Annotated in this window: 13 protein-coding genes; 8 read left to right on the plus strand and 5 right to left on the minus strand. The window is 30.9% G+C overall.

The window, feature by feature from the left end; all coding sequences use genetic code 4:
- Positions 1 to 41: 41 nt before the first annotated feature.
- The 3 genes from K4L35_RS00075 to K4L35_RS00085 are packed head-to-tail and all read right to left on the minus strand — an operon-like array spanning position 42 to position 3,283.
- Complete coding sequence (locus K4L35_RS00075) at positions 42 to 419, minus strand: hypothetical protein (RefSeq protein ID WP_221617551.1); 378 nt, start codon at positions 417 to 419, stop codon at positions 42 to 44.
- A gap of 9 nt (positions 420 to 428) precedes the next feature.
- Positions 429 to 2,540, minus strand: a complete 2,112-nt coding sequence (locus K4L35_RS00080) for a Tex-like N-terminal domain-containing protein (RefSeq protein WP_221617552.1) — start codon at positions 2,538 to 2,540, stop codon at positions 429 to 431.
- Positions 2,540 to 3,283: a nuclease-related domain-containing protein gene (locus tag K4L35_RS00085; protein WP_221617553.1), complete on the minus strand. Its 744-nt coding sequence runs from the start codon at positions 3,281 to 3,283 to the stop codon at positions 2,540 to 2,542. Before K4L35_RS00085 ends, K4L35_RS00080 begins: the two co-directional genes overlap by 1 nt.
- A 98-nt stretch (positions 3,284 to 3,381) precedes the next feature.
- Between K4L35_RS00085 and K4L35_RS00090 the strand changes: the two genes are divergently transcribed.
- Genes K4L35_RS00090 through glyA form a run of 5 tightly spaced genes read left to right on the plus strand, consistent with a single transcriptional unit; the run spans position 3,382 to position 9,686 of the window.
- Positions 3,382 to 4,599, plus strand: a complete 1,218-nt coding sequence (locus K4L35_RS00090) for a replication-associated recombination protein A (protein WP_221617554.1) — start codon at positions 3,382 to 3,384, stop codon at positions 4,597 to 4,599.
- Between the two features lie 9 nt (positions 4,600 to 4,608).
- A complete protein-coding gene (gene pheS, locus K4L35_RS00095) occupies positions 4,609 to 5,562 on the plus strand; it encodes a phenylalanine--tRNA ligase subunit alpha (RefSeq protein WP_221617555.1) in 954 nt (317 codons plus the stop codon).
- Complete coding sequence (locus K4L35_RS00100; protein ID WP_221617556.1) at positions 5,552 to 6,211, plus strand: uracil-DNA glycosylase; 660 nt, start codon at positions 5,552 to 5,554, stop codon at positions 6,209 to 6,211. Before pheS ends, K4L35_RS00100 begins: the two co-directional genes overlap by 11 nt.
- A gap of 7 nt (positions 6,212 to 6,218) precedes the next feature.
- Entirely contained in the window at positions 6,219 to 8,405 is a 2,187-nt protein-coding gene (locus tag K4L35_RS00105) for a phenylalanine--tRNA ligase subunit beta (RefSeq protein WP_221617557.1), read from the plus strand.
- A gap of 6 nt (positions 8,406 to 8,411) precedes the next feature.
- A complete protein-coding gene (gene glyA, locus K4L35_RS00110) occupies positions 8,412 to 9,686 on the plus strand; it encodes a serine hydroxymethyltransferase (RefSeq protein WP_221617558.1) in 1,275 nt (424 codons plus the stop codon).
- Between the two features lie 22 nt (positions 9,687 to 9,708).
- Here glyA and K4L35_RS00115 read toward each other — a convergent pair whose 3' ends face one another.
- Both K4L35_RS00115 and K4L35_RS00120 read right to left on the minus strand, forming a co-directional pair.
- Entirely contained in the window at positions 9,709 to 10,398 is a 690-nt protein-coding gene (locus tag K4L35_RS00115; RefSeq protein WP_221617559.1) for a type 1 glutamine amidotransferase domain-containing protein, read from the minus strand.
- A 118-nt stretch (positions 10,399 to 10,516) separates the two neighbouring features.
- Positions 10,517 to 11,533: a site-specific DNA-methyltransferase gene (locus K4L35_RS00120; protein WP_221617560.1), complete on the minus strand. Its 1,017-nt coding sequence runs from the start codon at positions 11,531 to 11,533 to the stop codon at positions 10,517 to 10,519.
- Between the two features lie 63 nt (positions 11,534 to 11,596).
- Here K4L35_RS00120 and K4L35_RS00125 point away from each other — a divergent pair, with 63 nt between their 5' ends.
- From K4L35_RS00125 to frr, 3 genes are all read left to right on the plus strand, one after another.
- Complete coding sequence (locus K4L35_RS00125) at positions 11,597 to 13,390, plus strand: GIY-YIG nuclease family protein (RefSeq protein ID WP_221617561.1); 1,794 nt, start codon at positions 11,597 to 11,599, stop codon at positions 13,388 to 13,390.
- Between the two features lie 182 nt (positions 13,391 to 13,572).
- The gene (gene pyrH / locus K4L35_RS00130; protein WP_221617562.1) at positions 13,573 to 14,292 is read left to right on the plus strand and encodes a UMP kinase; all 720 of its coding nucleotides are present in this window, start codon (positions 13,573 to 13,575) and stop codon (positions 14,290 to 14,292) included.
- The gene (frr, locus tag K4L35_RS00135; RefSeq protein ID WP_221617563.1) at positions 14,292 to 14,843 is read left to right on the plus strand and encodes a ribosome recycling factor; all 552 of its coding nucleotides are present in this window, start codon (positions 14,292 to 14,294) and stop codon (positions 14,841 to 14,843) included. The genes pyrH and frr overlap by 1 nt, the downstream gene beginning before the upstream one ends.
- The last annotated feature ends 52 nt before the right edge of the window (positions 14,844 to 14,895 follow it).

Below are 14,895 nucleotides of genomic sequence, written 5' to 3' on the forward strand. Positions count from 1 at the left end.
TTTCCGATTTTTTTGTCCTAGTTTACTTGCTGGTCTTTTTATTATCCTAGAATTTCGCCAAATGTTTCGTATGCTCAGTTTAAACTGTTTACTTTTCTTAGGATTCGCTCTTTGTTTTCAAAGCTTAAAGTACTAAACTCTTCGATCATATTTTGAATACCCTCATCACTATAATCACCTTGTAATAAAGCGTTGATCTCCTCAAGCTCTTTTTTTGATTTAGAAGAAGCAGCTTCACCTAATTTTGCTAGTTCTTGGCTTAAAACGTTGTATTTATCTTTGATAATTTTTTGAATTTTAAGTAATTCTGATTTAAGTTCTCGTTCAAGTGAAGGCAATTCTAGTGAACAAGAAGTTAATATCGGTGCAAACGCTAAAGATGTAATTGAGCCAATGGTAAGAAAATACTTTTTAAACATAATTACTCCTTAAATTTGACCACTTAGTCGATTTTTATCTTTGTCAATATTAATGATCTCAACTTCAACGTCCATTCCAATTCCTAATTCATTAAGTGTTCGATTGACTAATTTTGAAGTATGTACAAAAACGCTGTTTTTAATACCTATGAAAATAAACAGTCCAAAGTCTGTGATATTTTCAATTCTTCCTCAGTATTTTTGATTTAAAACAACATCATCAATGGTTTCTAAAGATTCGTCAATTTTAAATCCTGTCTTTTTATCCCTAATATCTTTTTGGGGGTTTTGCAGTGATTCGATGATTAATTTAACTGTAAACAAGTCTGATTCGTATTCATTTGCAAGTTCATTTAAATTAGGTAAATCAATTCCAAAGCTGTTGTTTTCTTGGTCATAATTGTAGTCTTTCATGATTTTTTTAGCTATTTTGTAAGACTCGGGGTGAATACTTGTTTTATCAAGAAATTCGCTAGATTCAAAAATCCTTAAAAATCCAATTGCCTGTTCAAACGTTTTAGAACCTAAACCTTTAACTTTCTTAAGGTCTTTTCTGCTTGTGAATAATCCGTTTTCGAGTCTATGATCAATAATTTTTTGAGCCATTTTTTCGGATAAACCTGAAATATGAGTCAAAATTTGTTTTGTTGCAGAATTTAAGTTTACACCAACAAGGTTTACTACTTTTTGCACCTTGAAATAAGTTGCCTTGGTTAATTCCTTTTGGTTTAAATCGTGTTGATATTGCCCAACACCAATAGATTTAGGATCAATTTTAACAAGTTCGTTTAAAGGATCCTGAAATTTACGCCCTATATTTATTGCAGATCTTAGTTCTACAGTAAGATCTGGAAATTCTTCTTGAGCAATTTTGGATGCTGAATAAACACTAGCTCCAATTTCGCTAACTATTTCAACTTTTACGTCGATGTTGTTAATTTTAAGTCTGTTTTTTACAAAAGCAGATGTTTCGTGGCTTGCAGTACCACTACCAACAACAATAATGTCAATTTTGTTTGTTTTTACAAAATTATCAAATCAAGCTGTTGATTGCTGAATTTTGGCATTTGAAGCTGAATGTGGATACAAAATATGTGTTGTTATTAAATCCCCGTTTGGTTTTAAATAAGCTATTTTGCAGCCATTTACGTAAGCAGGATCGATTGCTAAAATGTATTTGTCTTTGACAGCACTTCCCATCAGCAATGTTTCGATATTGTTGGCAAATAATTTAATAGCTTCAACTTCAGCTTTTTCAAATAGTTCAGATCAAATTTCTCTTTCGATTGAAGGGATTATCAGTCTTTTTAGCGAATCTTCAATGGCATCTTTGATAAACTTGAAGTGTTTTTTCTTATCGCAAAACTTTTTAATTAATTTTGATTTAACAAAGTCTAAATTAATTTCAAATTTTAAATCAATTATTTTAAGATTATGTGCTCTTGAGATTGCTAAGACTTGGTGATTCTTAATATAGTTTGTTGAAATTGAGTAATCAAAATAATTTTCAAACTTATAAGCCTCTTCATGTTCTGTTTTTTTCTTCTTAGTAACGATTTTTGAGTACTTTAAATAGTCGTTTTTAATCATTTCGCGAACTTTTGGATCTTGCGAAATCCACTGTGAAACAATGTAAATCGCATTTTCTAGAGCAAATTCAACACTTGGTACTTTTTCGTTAATAAAAGTTTGTGCATATTTAAAAATGTTGCTTTGTGGGTCGTTAGAAAACATGATTTCTTTTGCAAGTGGTTCTAAACCAAGTGCAATTGCGTCGCTTGCCTTTGTTTTTTTACCAAGTTTAAATGGTTCATAGATTGTTTCAAGGTCTTGCTTTTTTTGTGCAGAATCTAGCATTTTTAGGATTTCAGGAGTTAAAAGAGCTCTTTCTTCTAAAATCTTAATAATCGCTTCTTTACGGGCAAAAAATTCCTGGTAATATGTGTATTCTTGGAAAATTTGGTTAACTTGTTCTTCATCAAGATTTCCAGTTTGAGCCTTCCTATAACGCGAAATGAAGGCAACGGTTGAGCCCTCATCCAACATTTTTTTAGTTTCGAGAATGTTTTGCTCACTAATGCCCATTTTTTGGGCTAATAAAGATATAACTTTTTCGTTCATTATTTTTGTCCTGTGATTTTCTTGAATTTAACTGCTTCTTGCGCAGTTCTTGCTCTCATGTTTTCGATGATGCTTGCAAAGTGTTGTTTATTAACTTTGTTTTCAAAACTTTCTGTTGATTTAACAATTTTTTCAAATGCTTTTGGTAAATCTTTGTCGTTAACTAAAACGTGGTGAGATGGAACGTTATAGATATCGAATTTAGCGTCATTAGGTGCAATAATTAATGATAAAAGTGGAGCTTTTTCATTGCTTGGTTGCATTCCACGAATATGTTTCATGTGTTTTAAGTTTTGTAAAAGAGGGTTTTTAATTTTATTCTTTTTGCCTCTGTTATTAGTTATGTACAAGTATTCGGAAGAGCTATCTCCAGATATGCTGCCATGATAACTTTTCATTTCGACTACAATTGCAACTTTTTCGTTATATAAAAGTCCATCAATTTCAAACATTTTTCCATCGTATTGGAAAGTTCCACCATTGATAAATTCGAAATTGTTTTTTCAGGCCAAGTCTTTAACTGTTTTTGAAACGCTGCTTTCAAAAATCAGACCTTCAGTATTTTTTTTGTGTCTTGTTTTGAGGTAATAAACCAAAAAAACAATTCCTGCAATTAATAATAAATTGACAATTACCAGACCAGAAATAAAACCAGCCATGTTTATTTGATCAACAGCTTCGCTAGTGCTGCTTGGTTCTGTAGATGCATTTAATGCTTCTTCTGTTTCGTATAATAAATTCATATTTCTATTATATAGAACATTTGGTGTCTTAATGGTTATGTATAACGCTTTTTTAGCTTTTTGAATGGTAAAGATTTAAATTATTTTAAAATTGTATTATGCTCAATTTAGCCAATGAAATAAGACCAAAAACACTAGATGAAATTGTCGGTCAAAAAGATGCAGTTTTACTGCTTAAAAAAGTCGCAAAACTCAAATTAGGTACTAGTTTTATTTTCTTTGGAGAAGCTGGAACGGGTAAATCTTCAGCTGCTTTTGCACTTGCAAATGATATGGGATATGAATATGGTTATTTCAATGCAACAACAGACTCAAAAGCTGATTTGGTTGCAATGCTCCGATCAAAGCAGATTTTGATCATTGACGAAATTCATCGTTTAAACAAAGATAAACAAGATATCTTGCTTTCTTATTTGGAGTTTGACAAAATAATTGTTTATGCAACAACGACTGAAAACCCTTATTTTAGGGTTAATCCTGCAATACGAAGCAGAATGCAAATTGTGAAGTTTTTAAAACTAAATGAAGAAGAAATTACAGATCAACTTGAAAAAATTGTTGCAAAAAGGTTCCCAGATCTTAAAGTTAAACGTGAACATCTTTTGACAATGAGTAGATTTAGTGCAGGTGATTTTAGAAGTGCAATCAACAATTTACAAATGGTTGCTTTATTTACAGAAAAAGAGCAAGAAGTTACACATGAACTTCTAAAAATAGTTATTCCAAACATTAATTTCTATAGTGATATGAAAGATGGTGAGCATTACAACAATTTATCAGCATTTCATAAATCATTGAGAGGAAGTGATGTGGACGCAGCGTTGTATTACGGAGCCTTAATTTTAAAAACAGGTGATTATCAAGGTTTGATAAGAAGAATGAACTGTGTTGCTTATGAAGATATTGGGATGGCAAACATTCCGATAATTACAAGAATGGAAGCTGTTTTTAATACCGTTGAAAGATTAGGTTTTCCTGAAGCAAATTTAGCAATTGGTTTTGGTATTGTTGATTTAGCTCTTTCACCTAAAAGCAATAGTACGTACATTGCTTTTAAAAAAGCCTTAAATACAGTAGAAGAAGGTAAAATATATAGGATACCTTCTCATTTAAGAGATTCACATTACAAATCGGCACCAAAATTAGGGGATGGAGTTGGTTATAAATATCCTCATGATTTCCCTGATCATTGAGTAAATCAAACTTATTTACCAAAAGAATTGCAAGATATTAGATTTTATGAATCTCAAAATTCTGATTATGAGAGAAAATTACAAACTTATTGAGATAAAATCAAAAACTTCAACAAGAAATAGGAGGACAAGATGCTAGATTTAAATAAAATTAATAATTTAGAAGATTTAAAGAATATTAAGAACAAACTTCTTTCAGAAGGAAGTGAATTAAATGAGCTTACAAACAAGTTAAAAAGTGCTCAACCACACGAAAAAAAGGAAATTGGAAAACAAGTTTCTGATTTGAAAAAACAATACGAAGAATTCTTCAAAAAAGCACAAGAAAGAATTGAAATGCTTGAAATTGAAAGAAAAATGAATGCTGAGATTTTAGATGTTACTAAACCCAACCACTTTGTTAGTTCATTGCACTTAATTACGCAAATCGAAAATAGAATGCGTGAATGATTTGTGCAAAATGGTTATTATGAGCAAACAGCAGGTGAAATTGTTTCAGATTTATTTAATTTTGAAAGATTAAATATTCCTGAGGATCACCCAGCAAGAGCGATGCACGATTCTTTATATCTTAATGCAAAAACTTTATTAAGAACACATAATACAGGTATTTCAGCAGTTGAATTAGAGAAAAATAAAAATCAAGCTTTTGCGACTTTTGCGATTGGTAAGGTTTATAGAAATGACGAAGATGACGCAACTCACTCACACCAATTTACTCAAGTTGATTTTGTCAATGTAGGACGTGTTTCGTTTCCTAATTTAATTTGAACTTTGAAATCTTTACTAAGCTATGTTTTAGAGCAAGAAGTGGAAGTTCGTTTAAGACCTAGCTATTTCCCTTTCACAGAACCGAGTGTTGAAGTTGATATGTTTTACAACAACAGATGAATTGAAGTGCTAGGAGCTGGTATGTTACATCCAAACGTGATGAAAATGGCAGGTTTTACAGATAAAAACTTAAATGCTTTTGCAGCAGGAATTGGGATTGAAAGAATAACAATGATCAAATATGGTGTAAAAGATATTCGTGATTTTTACAGAAATGATTTAAGAGTGCTAGGACAATTTAAATATGAAAAATAGTTGATTAAATACCCTTCAAAGCGAAGGAAAAAAAGAGTACTTCAACAAAATAATTGAAAATTTACAAAAAGACGAAAATGAAGGTTATGAAATTTTACCTACTTCACCAGAAATTTTCAGAGCTTTTGATTACTTTCAAGATACAGAAGTTAAAGTTATCTTTTTAGGACAAGACCCTTATCCAAATGCTAAAGACGCAGATGGCTTGGCTTTTAGTTCCAAAGATAAAAAAACGCCAGCAAGTTTAAAAAATCTATTCTTAGAAATCAAAAAAGACTTTCCTGCAGCTAATTTAGAATCAAACGACTTAACTAAGTGAGCAAAACAAGGTGTGCTTTTATTAAATACAGTTCTAACTGTTCGTGCAAAAGATGCAAATTCTCATAGAAATTTTGGATGACAAAACTTTACAAAAAAAGTTGTTAAACAAGCTCTTGAAAAAAGTCCAAAAGCAATTGTTGTTGCTCTTGGTAATCAAGCGCTTGATTTTCTAAGCGAAATTAAAGTAAATCCAGAAAACTTATTGGTATTCTCTCACCCAAGCCCTCTTTCATACCAAAAAAACTTAAAAGATAAGCACTTATTTTTAGAAATAAACAAGAAATTAAAAGCAAACGGTCTTGAAGGAATAGACTGAAGCACAAAATAGGAGGAATATGTTATTATCACTCAATCATTTAAATAAATATTTCAAAGACTTTAAAGTTGGACCTGAAGTTGTTAATGCGATCAACGACTTAGGCTTCGAAGTTGAGTCAATTACGAAGTTTTCAGATGTTGAAGGACTTTTATTTGGTGAAATTTTATCTTTAGAACAAAACCCAAATTCTGACAGATTGACTGTAGCACAGGTAAAAACAAAAAACGGAACATCAACAATTCAAACAACCGATACCGTTTTAGAAGTTGGTGATATCGTTTGTTTATTTCCTGTCGGTGCTCGTTTTAAAGATATTGTTTTTGATGCTAAAAAACTAAAGGGGATTGTATCTGAAGGTATGTTCGCTTCATGATCTGAACTTGGTTATGACAATTCATTACTTAGTGCTGATGGTGATCACATTGCCAAATTCAACAAATATGGATATACTATCGAAGATAATCCACACGAAGTTTTAGGTTTAGATGACTATATAATTGATGTTTCTATTACTGCCAACAGAAATGATGCTAACTCTTATTTCATCCAAGCAAAGGAAATTGCAGCATATTACAATAAAGAAGTTAGCTACACTTTTGGTTTAAAGGGAGCTAACTACATCCCTGGTTACAGCGTTAATAAAAAAATAGCAGATGAACTATCTTTTGTGGAACTAAAAGCAATCAAAGAATTACCAGAAACTGACCTAGAGGATCGTTTATTGCTTGCAAAACACGGAATTTCTGCACTTAACGGTTTTGTAGTAGATTTAACTAATTTAGCGCTTTTAAATTTTGGTACACCAGCACACGTATACAATGCTGATAAATTAAGTTCCAAGCTTTCTGCAGATTTATATACAGGAAAGTTAACAATTCTTGGAAATAAAGAAGTTGAAGTAGAAAATGTTCTGGCGATCTTTTCAGATTCTAAACCAATATCATTAGCATCAGTAATGGGTCTGGAAGACTATAAAACAGAGCCTAACGACAAAAACTTACTTTTTGAAATTGGAAACTTCAATCCTAAACTTGTTAGGCATGGAGCTAAAGAAATCAAACTTCAGTCTAATTCTTCAAATCAAGCTTCAAGAGTTATTACGCCTGAATTATTAAGACACGGCATCAAATTTATCGCTTCTAAAATTCAAAACTTTGGTGATTTATCTGAATTTATTAACGTTCCACTTGAAGAAAAAAACAAAGAAATCGCTTTTGATGAACAAAAACTAGCTCTTTATGCTGGTTTAGATGCTTCTGAGTTATCAGTTTTCGATGTTGCAATTTCCAAACTAAAACTATTAGGTTTCGAATTTAGAAATAATAAAGTAATGGTACCTGCATATCGTTATGACGTCAACACTTTCGAAGATATTATTGAAGAAATCTTTAGATTTTATTCATACGCAAAATTCGAACCTAAAAAACCTGAAATTAATAATTTCAAAACTAATTCTTTATATGATGCAAAATCATATTGAACAAATAGTAAGTACCAAGAAATAAGAACTTTCAGCTTAATAAGTAAAGAAAGAAATATCTTTAATCCTTTCAATTTCGAGGAATCAGTAGCATTAGTTACTTACGTATCCAAAGAACGTGAAGTTGTTAGAGATTCAATAATTCCTTCAATACAGGAAGTAGTAGAATACAACCAAAAAAGAAAAATTGATGATTTTAACTTTTTCGAAAAAGGGATGATCAATAATAATTCGTTTGTAATTGGACTAGCTAGCTCGTTAAAAGATTTTTATGAAATCAAACAAGATATCATAAACTACTATAAAACAGCTTCTTTAGAGTTTTTACCTTTAAAAGATAATGATTATTTACACAAAAATGTAAGTGCAAAAATCTTATACAAAGGAAACTTTGTAGGTTGAATTGGTAAAATAAGCCCTAAGTTTGACAAAACCAACGTTTGATATGCAGAATTTTTAGAAAGTCTTCCTGAATCAAATCAAAAAGAAGTTTCTTTCTATAAAGAAGTAGATTTCAATCCACTTAAAACGATTGATTTAACTTTTGAATTAAATAAAGAAGACTCGATAGAAGATCATATTCAAAAAATAAAACAAAATTATATTTTATATTCAGTTAAACAAATAGACGACTTTTCAAAAAATGAAAAACGCTATGTCACAGTAAGATTCGCAAGTACAAATGAAGTAATAGATGCTATTAATGACAACTATAATAAGTAGGTAAAAATGTATAAAAAAATTGAATTAAAAGATCAACTCGTACAAGACGCAATTAACAAAGAGTTACAACGTCAAAGAGACCATATTGAACTAATCGCTTCTGAAAATTACGTTTCAGAAGACGTTCTTAAAGCGCAAGGTTCTGTTTTAACAAACAAATATGGAGAAGGATACCCTGGCAAAAGATACTATGGTTCTTGTGAAAATGTTGATATCGTCGAACAAGCAGCGATTGATCGTTTAAAAGAACTTTTTGGTGTTAATTTTGCTAACGTTCAACCATATTCAGGATCAGTAGCGAATGCAGCAGCAATTGCATCTGTCGTTCCTTCTGGTGGAAAAATTATGGGTCTTGGTCTTTCTTCAGGAGGACACCTGACACACGGTTACAAAATCAGTTTTAGTGGAATCTTCTATGAATCTGTTTCTTATGAAGTTAATGAAGAAGGTTATTTAGATTATGATGCAATCGAAAAGCAAGCCTTAGAAGAAAAACCACACCTAATTATTTGTGGATATTCTGCATACTCAAGATTAATCGATTTCAAAAGATTCAGAGAAATCGCTGATAAATGTGGTGCAAAATTAATGGCTGATATCGCTCATATAGCTGGATTAATTGTTGCTGGAGTTCACCCTTCTCCTGTTGGGTATGCTCATGTAATTACAAGTACGACTCATAAAACTATGCGTGGTGGACGTGGTGGAATTATCATGACTAACGATGAAGAAATTGCAAAAAAGGTAAATGGTTGAGTATTCCCTGGCTATCAAGGAGGTCCTTTATTTCACGCAATTGCTGGTAAAGCTGTTGGTTTTTACGAAAATTTACAACCTGGTTTTAAAGAATATGGTAAAAATATCGTTAAGAACGCTAAGCTCTTCAGTGAAGAGTTTAAAAGAAGTGGTGTTGAAGTTGTTTCAGGTGGAACTGATAACCATTTGTTTACAATTAATGTTTTCAAAACTTACGGAATTACAGGTAAGAAAGCCGAAAAACTACTTGAAAAGTTCAACATTACAACAAACAAAAACACTGTGCCTAACGACCCTAACTCACCTGCAGTAACAAGTGGAATTAGACTTGGAGCAGCAGCTATGACTTCTCGTGACTTTGACAAATGAGAAGATTTAGCACAGTTAATGATGACGATTTTCAAAAACTACGAATCATTAGACGCTGATTCTGAAAACTTTGATCAATATTTATTCCAAAGCCTTTATTCGAAAGTTGAATCATGAGCTTCACAGTATCCTATTAAAAAAAGTTATTTTAATTAGAAAAAGCCCCTAACGGGCTTTTTTAACTATTTTCTCTTAATTCTTGAACAACCAAGTGAGCGACCTTCTTTGTAGAAAAAGGATTTTGACCAGTTATGATTTTGCCATCTTTTACAGCATGTGGCTTAAAGAATCTTGCTTTATTTAGTATTGCACCTCTTTTTTTAATTTCTTGATTATTTATGAAAGGAACTTTAGACAAGGTGCCACCTAAACACTCTTCTGCTTTAGTAAATCCAGTTACCTTTCTTCCTTTAATTAAGTAATTTCCGTCATCGTTTTTGATATTTAAAATACCTGCAATTCCGTGGCAAACAGATGCAATTAATCCGTTATTTTTATATATTTCCAAAGTGATATCTTGAAGTTCCTTGTTGTCATAAAAATCATACATAACGGCATGACCACCTGTGTAGAAGATCGCTGAGTAATTATTTGGATTTAAATCGCTTGGTTTAAGTGAGTTTTTAAGTGCTCTTTCAACGAAATCTTGATCTTTCATAAAGCTATCGTTTTCTTTTGTGTTGTATAGCTTTTTTAAACTTCTTGGTTCAATAGGAACTGCACCACCGTTTGGACTTACATAATCTACTTGATATCCAGCTTTTTGAATGATATCGACAAATTCTGTTGCTTCAGATAATCAAAGACCAGTAGAATCACCACTTTCGTACTTATCTACATTGGTTAAAACCACTAATACTTTTTTCATTGTTCCAGCCTCTTTATTATTGTGAATTCTATTCTTTTAAAAAATGACTTTTGCGTTTTTAGCAAAACCTATAAAAGATTAAAATGAATTTTTATGATGAATAGAACGAATTTTTAAACTATTCTTCGTTATCAAGCAATGACATATTTTGATCCCTTACACTTAATAGTGTTTCTTCTAGACGCGTTTTAGTTATATTGAAATATTCAAAATCAATTTCACAACCGAGAAATTTTCTACCTAATTCTAGAGCAGCTACACCAGTTGAGCCTGAACCCATAAAACAGTCAAGGACCACATCATTCTCATTAGAATACATACCAATTAATTTTTTCATCAGTTCTACAGGCTTTTGAGTAGGATGATAGTAGGTTTTTTCTTTTTTTGCTTCAATGATGTTGGTTAAAGTTTTGCTATATTTTTCACTATCAAGTTTAACACCTTTTGTACTATGTTTTTCTTGGTTTCAACGATCTTTTAACTCTTCAAAACTGACAAAGTTTTCATATTTATTAATCTGAAAATTGTCAATTAATGCTTGGTATAATTCAGCACTTATCATGTTAAACTGGGTACCTGTATAACAAAAGAAAAACTCAAGTTTTCTGTGACCTAAAATATTATGAATCTGCCTTCTTTTAAGTCCAATATAACCTTGAATTTGCTGAGCATATCATCGAACATAATGTTCATTTCTATCAATTTGCACTTCTTTGGCAACATTATTAAAAGTACGTTTATGATTTTTAGATTCTTCGTTTATGAAAATAGCAATATTTTCGCTAAAACTTAGAGGCATTTTATCAGCATGAAAACCTTGAGCCGATTTATTTTTATACCAAATTAGCTCATACTTGAAGTCCTTAACATTTGACAAAAGCATCTGTGCATAAGTCGGATTCTGACCAAAAGCACATATAGTTCCACCCTTTTTTAGAACCCTTTTTAAAGCACTAAACATTTGTGTTCAATCAATAATTCTGTCTCAGTCCATTGTTCTTTTTTGACCGTATAAAACAAGTGATTTATTCTTGCCATAAGGTGGATCTATACACACTAAATCAACAGATTCAGGCTCTAAGGAATTTAAAAACTCAATATAATCTTGAGCTTCAATACGATATCTTTCGTTCATGTTTTAATTTTACTATATAAGGTAATTTTTAAGCTTTAAAACTATATATCGTAAAATTGGATTATGAACAATTCAGAATTTGATCAATCAGTTTACGAAAGATTAACACAAGTCCCTGAAAAACCAGGTGTTTATTCTTGATATGACAAAAATGGCACACTTTTATACGTGGGTAAAGCAATTAAGTTAAGATCGAGGATGAAACAGTACTTCAAAGGATCTAGAAACTCATTTAAAACAAGTGATTTAGTAAAAAGAATAGCAGATTTTAAAATTTATGTCGCAATTAACGAAAGAGATGCTTTAATTTACGAAAAAAACAAAATCAAAAGTGAAAAGCCACCATATAATCTACTTTTAATGGATGATAAAACATATCCATACTTGCGAATTTATGTTAATTCACAACCCAAACTAGTGTTTGAAACCAAGAAATTTAGAAAGTCTAAAAATGACTCCAATAACTTCTACATAGGCCCTTTCATACACGGAGATGGTTATTCCAGTCTTTCTAAAAAACTTAAAGAAAAATTTTTATTTGATCCCGAATCGGGAATAGAAATCAAAAACAAAGATCGGAATTTTTGAAACCAAAAGTTTCAAGAAGCAACTCATCTTTTTAAAGGTGGAAGAAGAGCTTTTATTAAAGAATTGCAAAAGAAAATGGAAAACGCCGTTAGTGTGCAGAATTTTGAAGCAGCCTTAGAAATTAAAAAAGCAATTTCTTGTCTGCAAATTGATGTAGGTGATCAAATTTCTGACTTACAAGAAAATAAAGATTTAGATTTTTGAAGTATTAAAAGAATTGAGGACAACTTTTTTGTAACGATTATTTCATACAAAAGTGGATTAAAAACCAATGTGATGAGTTTTCATACAAATTCAATAAACTTCATGGATGAAGAAGTTAATGATTTAATTAGTTTATACTATGACAATCACGAAGCTCCTGATGAAGCACTTTTTGATCCTGAAATACTTGATCATATTAATGTTGAGTTTTTTGATTTTAAAATTAAATCAGCATATACAAACGAAACTAAAAGGTTAATTTTAGAAAATGCCAATATCAATAATGAGCTTTTTATCAAAAACAGTAACGGCTTAAATAGTCAAACTAATTTAAATAATGGTCAAAAAAATGTTGCTGATTTAGCAAAAATCTTGAATATTGAAGAAATCAACAGAATATTTGCTTTTGATAACTCTAATATTGGAAAAGGCTCAAGATTCGGTGTAGCCATCTGCTACTACATCGGAGGATTCAAAAATAAAGAATATCATTATGCAGACCTTGACAAATATGCTCAAAACGATTTCAACGACATAAAATACATGTATTGAAATGTTTATTCATTTCTAACGAATCAAAAAAGAAGTTTAAAAGAAAATGATCTTTTTGTGATCGACGGGGCAGAAGAACAATTAGTTTCTGCACAAAAAGCTTATTATGACGCAAAAAAAGTCAGAAATGATTTACCTGCAATAAACTTTTGTGCCTTAATTAAAGATGAAAAACACAAAACGGATATTCTTTTAGATGAATTTAAAAACCGAATTGCATTAGATAAAAAAAGTAATTTATACATGTTTTTAGCCAGAATACAAGATATAGTTGATAAGTATGCAAAATCAAAAGCTAAAAAGAAAAAAGAGCAAAATCTTGTCAAATCTGAACTTGAACAAGTTACAGGACTAGGACCTGTGATGGCTCAAAAACTTAAAGAAGCATTTGGTTCTGCAAAAGAAGTTTTTGAACAAGATTATGAAATTTTAAGTCATTACGTACCAAGATCTGTCGCTGTTGAAATAGTTAAATATGCCAAAAATAGAAAAAACAATAAAGTAAAAAAATAGTCTCATTACAAAAAGATCTATAAAATAGAGCTTTTTGTTGAATCTGTTTTTTTAAAATCAAATAATTGAGAAAAACAAATTTTAATCTGCACAAACCAAGAAATCTTTTTTGTATTACGTTTTTTAATTGGTCATTAATAATCCAATAATGTTTTATAATTATTTAAATTATTAATTGGAGTATGATGAAGTATAAAAGAATATTAATTAAACTTTCTGGAGAAGGTTTAGTAAATAAAGAAAAGCATTTAGCTATTGACTATGAGTTAGTTTCAAACATTGCAAGACAACTTAAAACCATTACAGAAATGGGAATAGAAGTTTCAATCGTTATTGGTGGTGGTAACTTCTGAAGGGGAGCTTCTGCTGCTAAAAACGGAATTCCTCGTAACAGAGCTGACTACATTGGTATGTTAGCAACAATTATGAACGGATTAGCCCTTCAAAGCGGTTTTGAACAAGCTGGATTATCAGTAAGAGTTCAAAGCTCAATCAATATTGACGCAAAAGTTGCTGAAAATTACATTAACGAAAAAACAATGAAATATTTATCTTCAGGTGAAGTTGTAATTTTTGTCGGTGGAACAGGAAGACCGTTTTTCACAACAGATACAGCAGCAACCTTATATGCCTCTGAAATAGGCGCAGAAGTTATTTTAATGGGTAAAAACAAGGTTGAAGGAATCTATGATTCTGATCCAAAATTAAATCCAAACGCAAAGCGTTTTGACAAAATAACATATGATGAAATTCTTGAAAGAAAACTTCAAGTAATGGACCTAACAGCAACAAGTATGGCAAGAGACAATAATATCTCTTTAATGGTTTTCAACATTGCAGAACCAGATTCAATCCTTAGAGCTGTAAAAGGTGAAATAACTCATACGGAGGTTACAAAATAATGGAATTAGATTTATACTTAATGGAACTAGAAGAAAAATCAGATAAGGCAATTAACCACTTCAAATTTGAATTATCAAAAGTTTCTACAGGTAGAGCAAATCCACAATTAATCAAAGGAATTAAAGTTGATTACTACGGAACACCAACTTCAATCGAAGAACTTGCAAACATTTCAGTTCCTGAACCTCAACAGTTATTAATAAAGCCTTATGACCAATCATCAGTTAAAGAAATTTACAAAACTTTAACAAATGCAAACTTAGGAATTATGCCGATTGACGAAGGACACCAAGTTCGTTTAAACTTTCCAGTTTTAACAACAGAAAGAAGACGTGAAATGGTTAAAAACCTTTCAAAACACACAGAAGCTGCAAAAGTCGGTGTTCGTAACGCACGTCAAGATGTCAACAAATCAATAAAAGCTGATGAAGAACTTTCTGAAGACGAGCAAAAGAAATATCTAGATGTTGTTCAAAAATCAGTTGATAAGCTTATTGTTCAAATTACAGAAATAGCAAAAGAAAAAGAAAACGAATTAATGACAAAATAGATAAAAACGCCGACGGCGTTTTTTGTTTATTTCATATCTAAAAAGCTTATTA

This window comes from Mycoplasma sp. Ms02 (assembly GCF_019720735.1).
GTDB lineage: Bacteria > Bacillota_I > Bacilli_A > Mycoplasmatales > Metamycoplasmataceae > Mycoplasmopsis.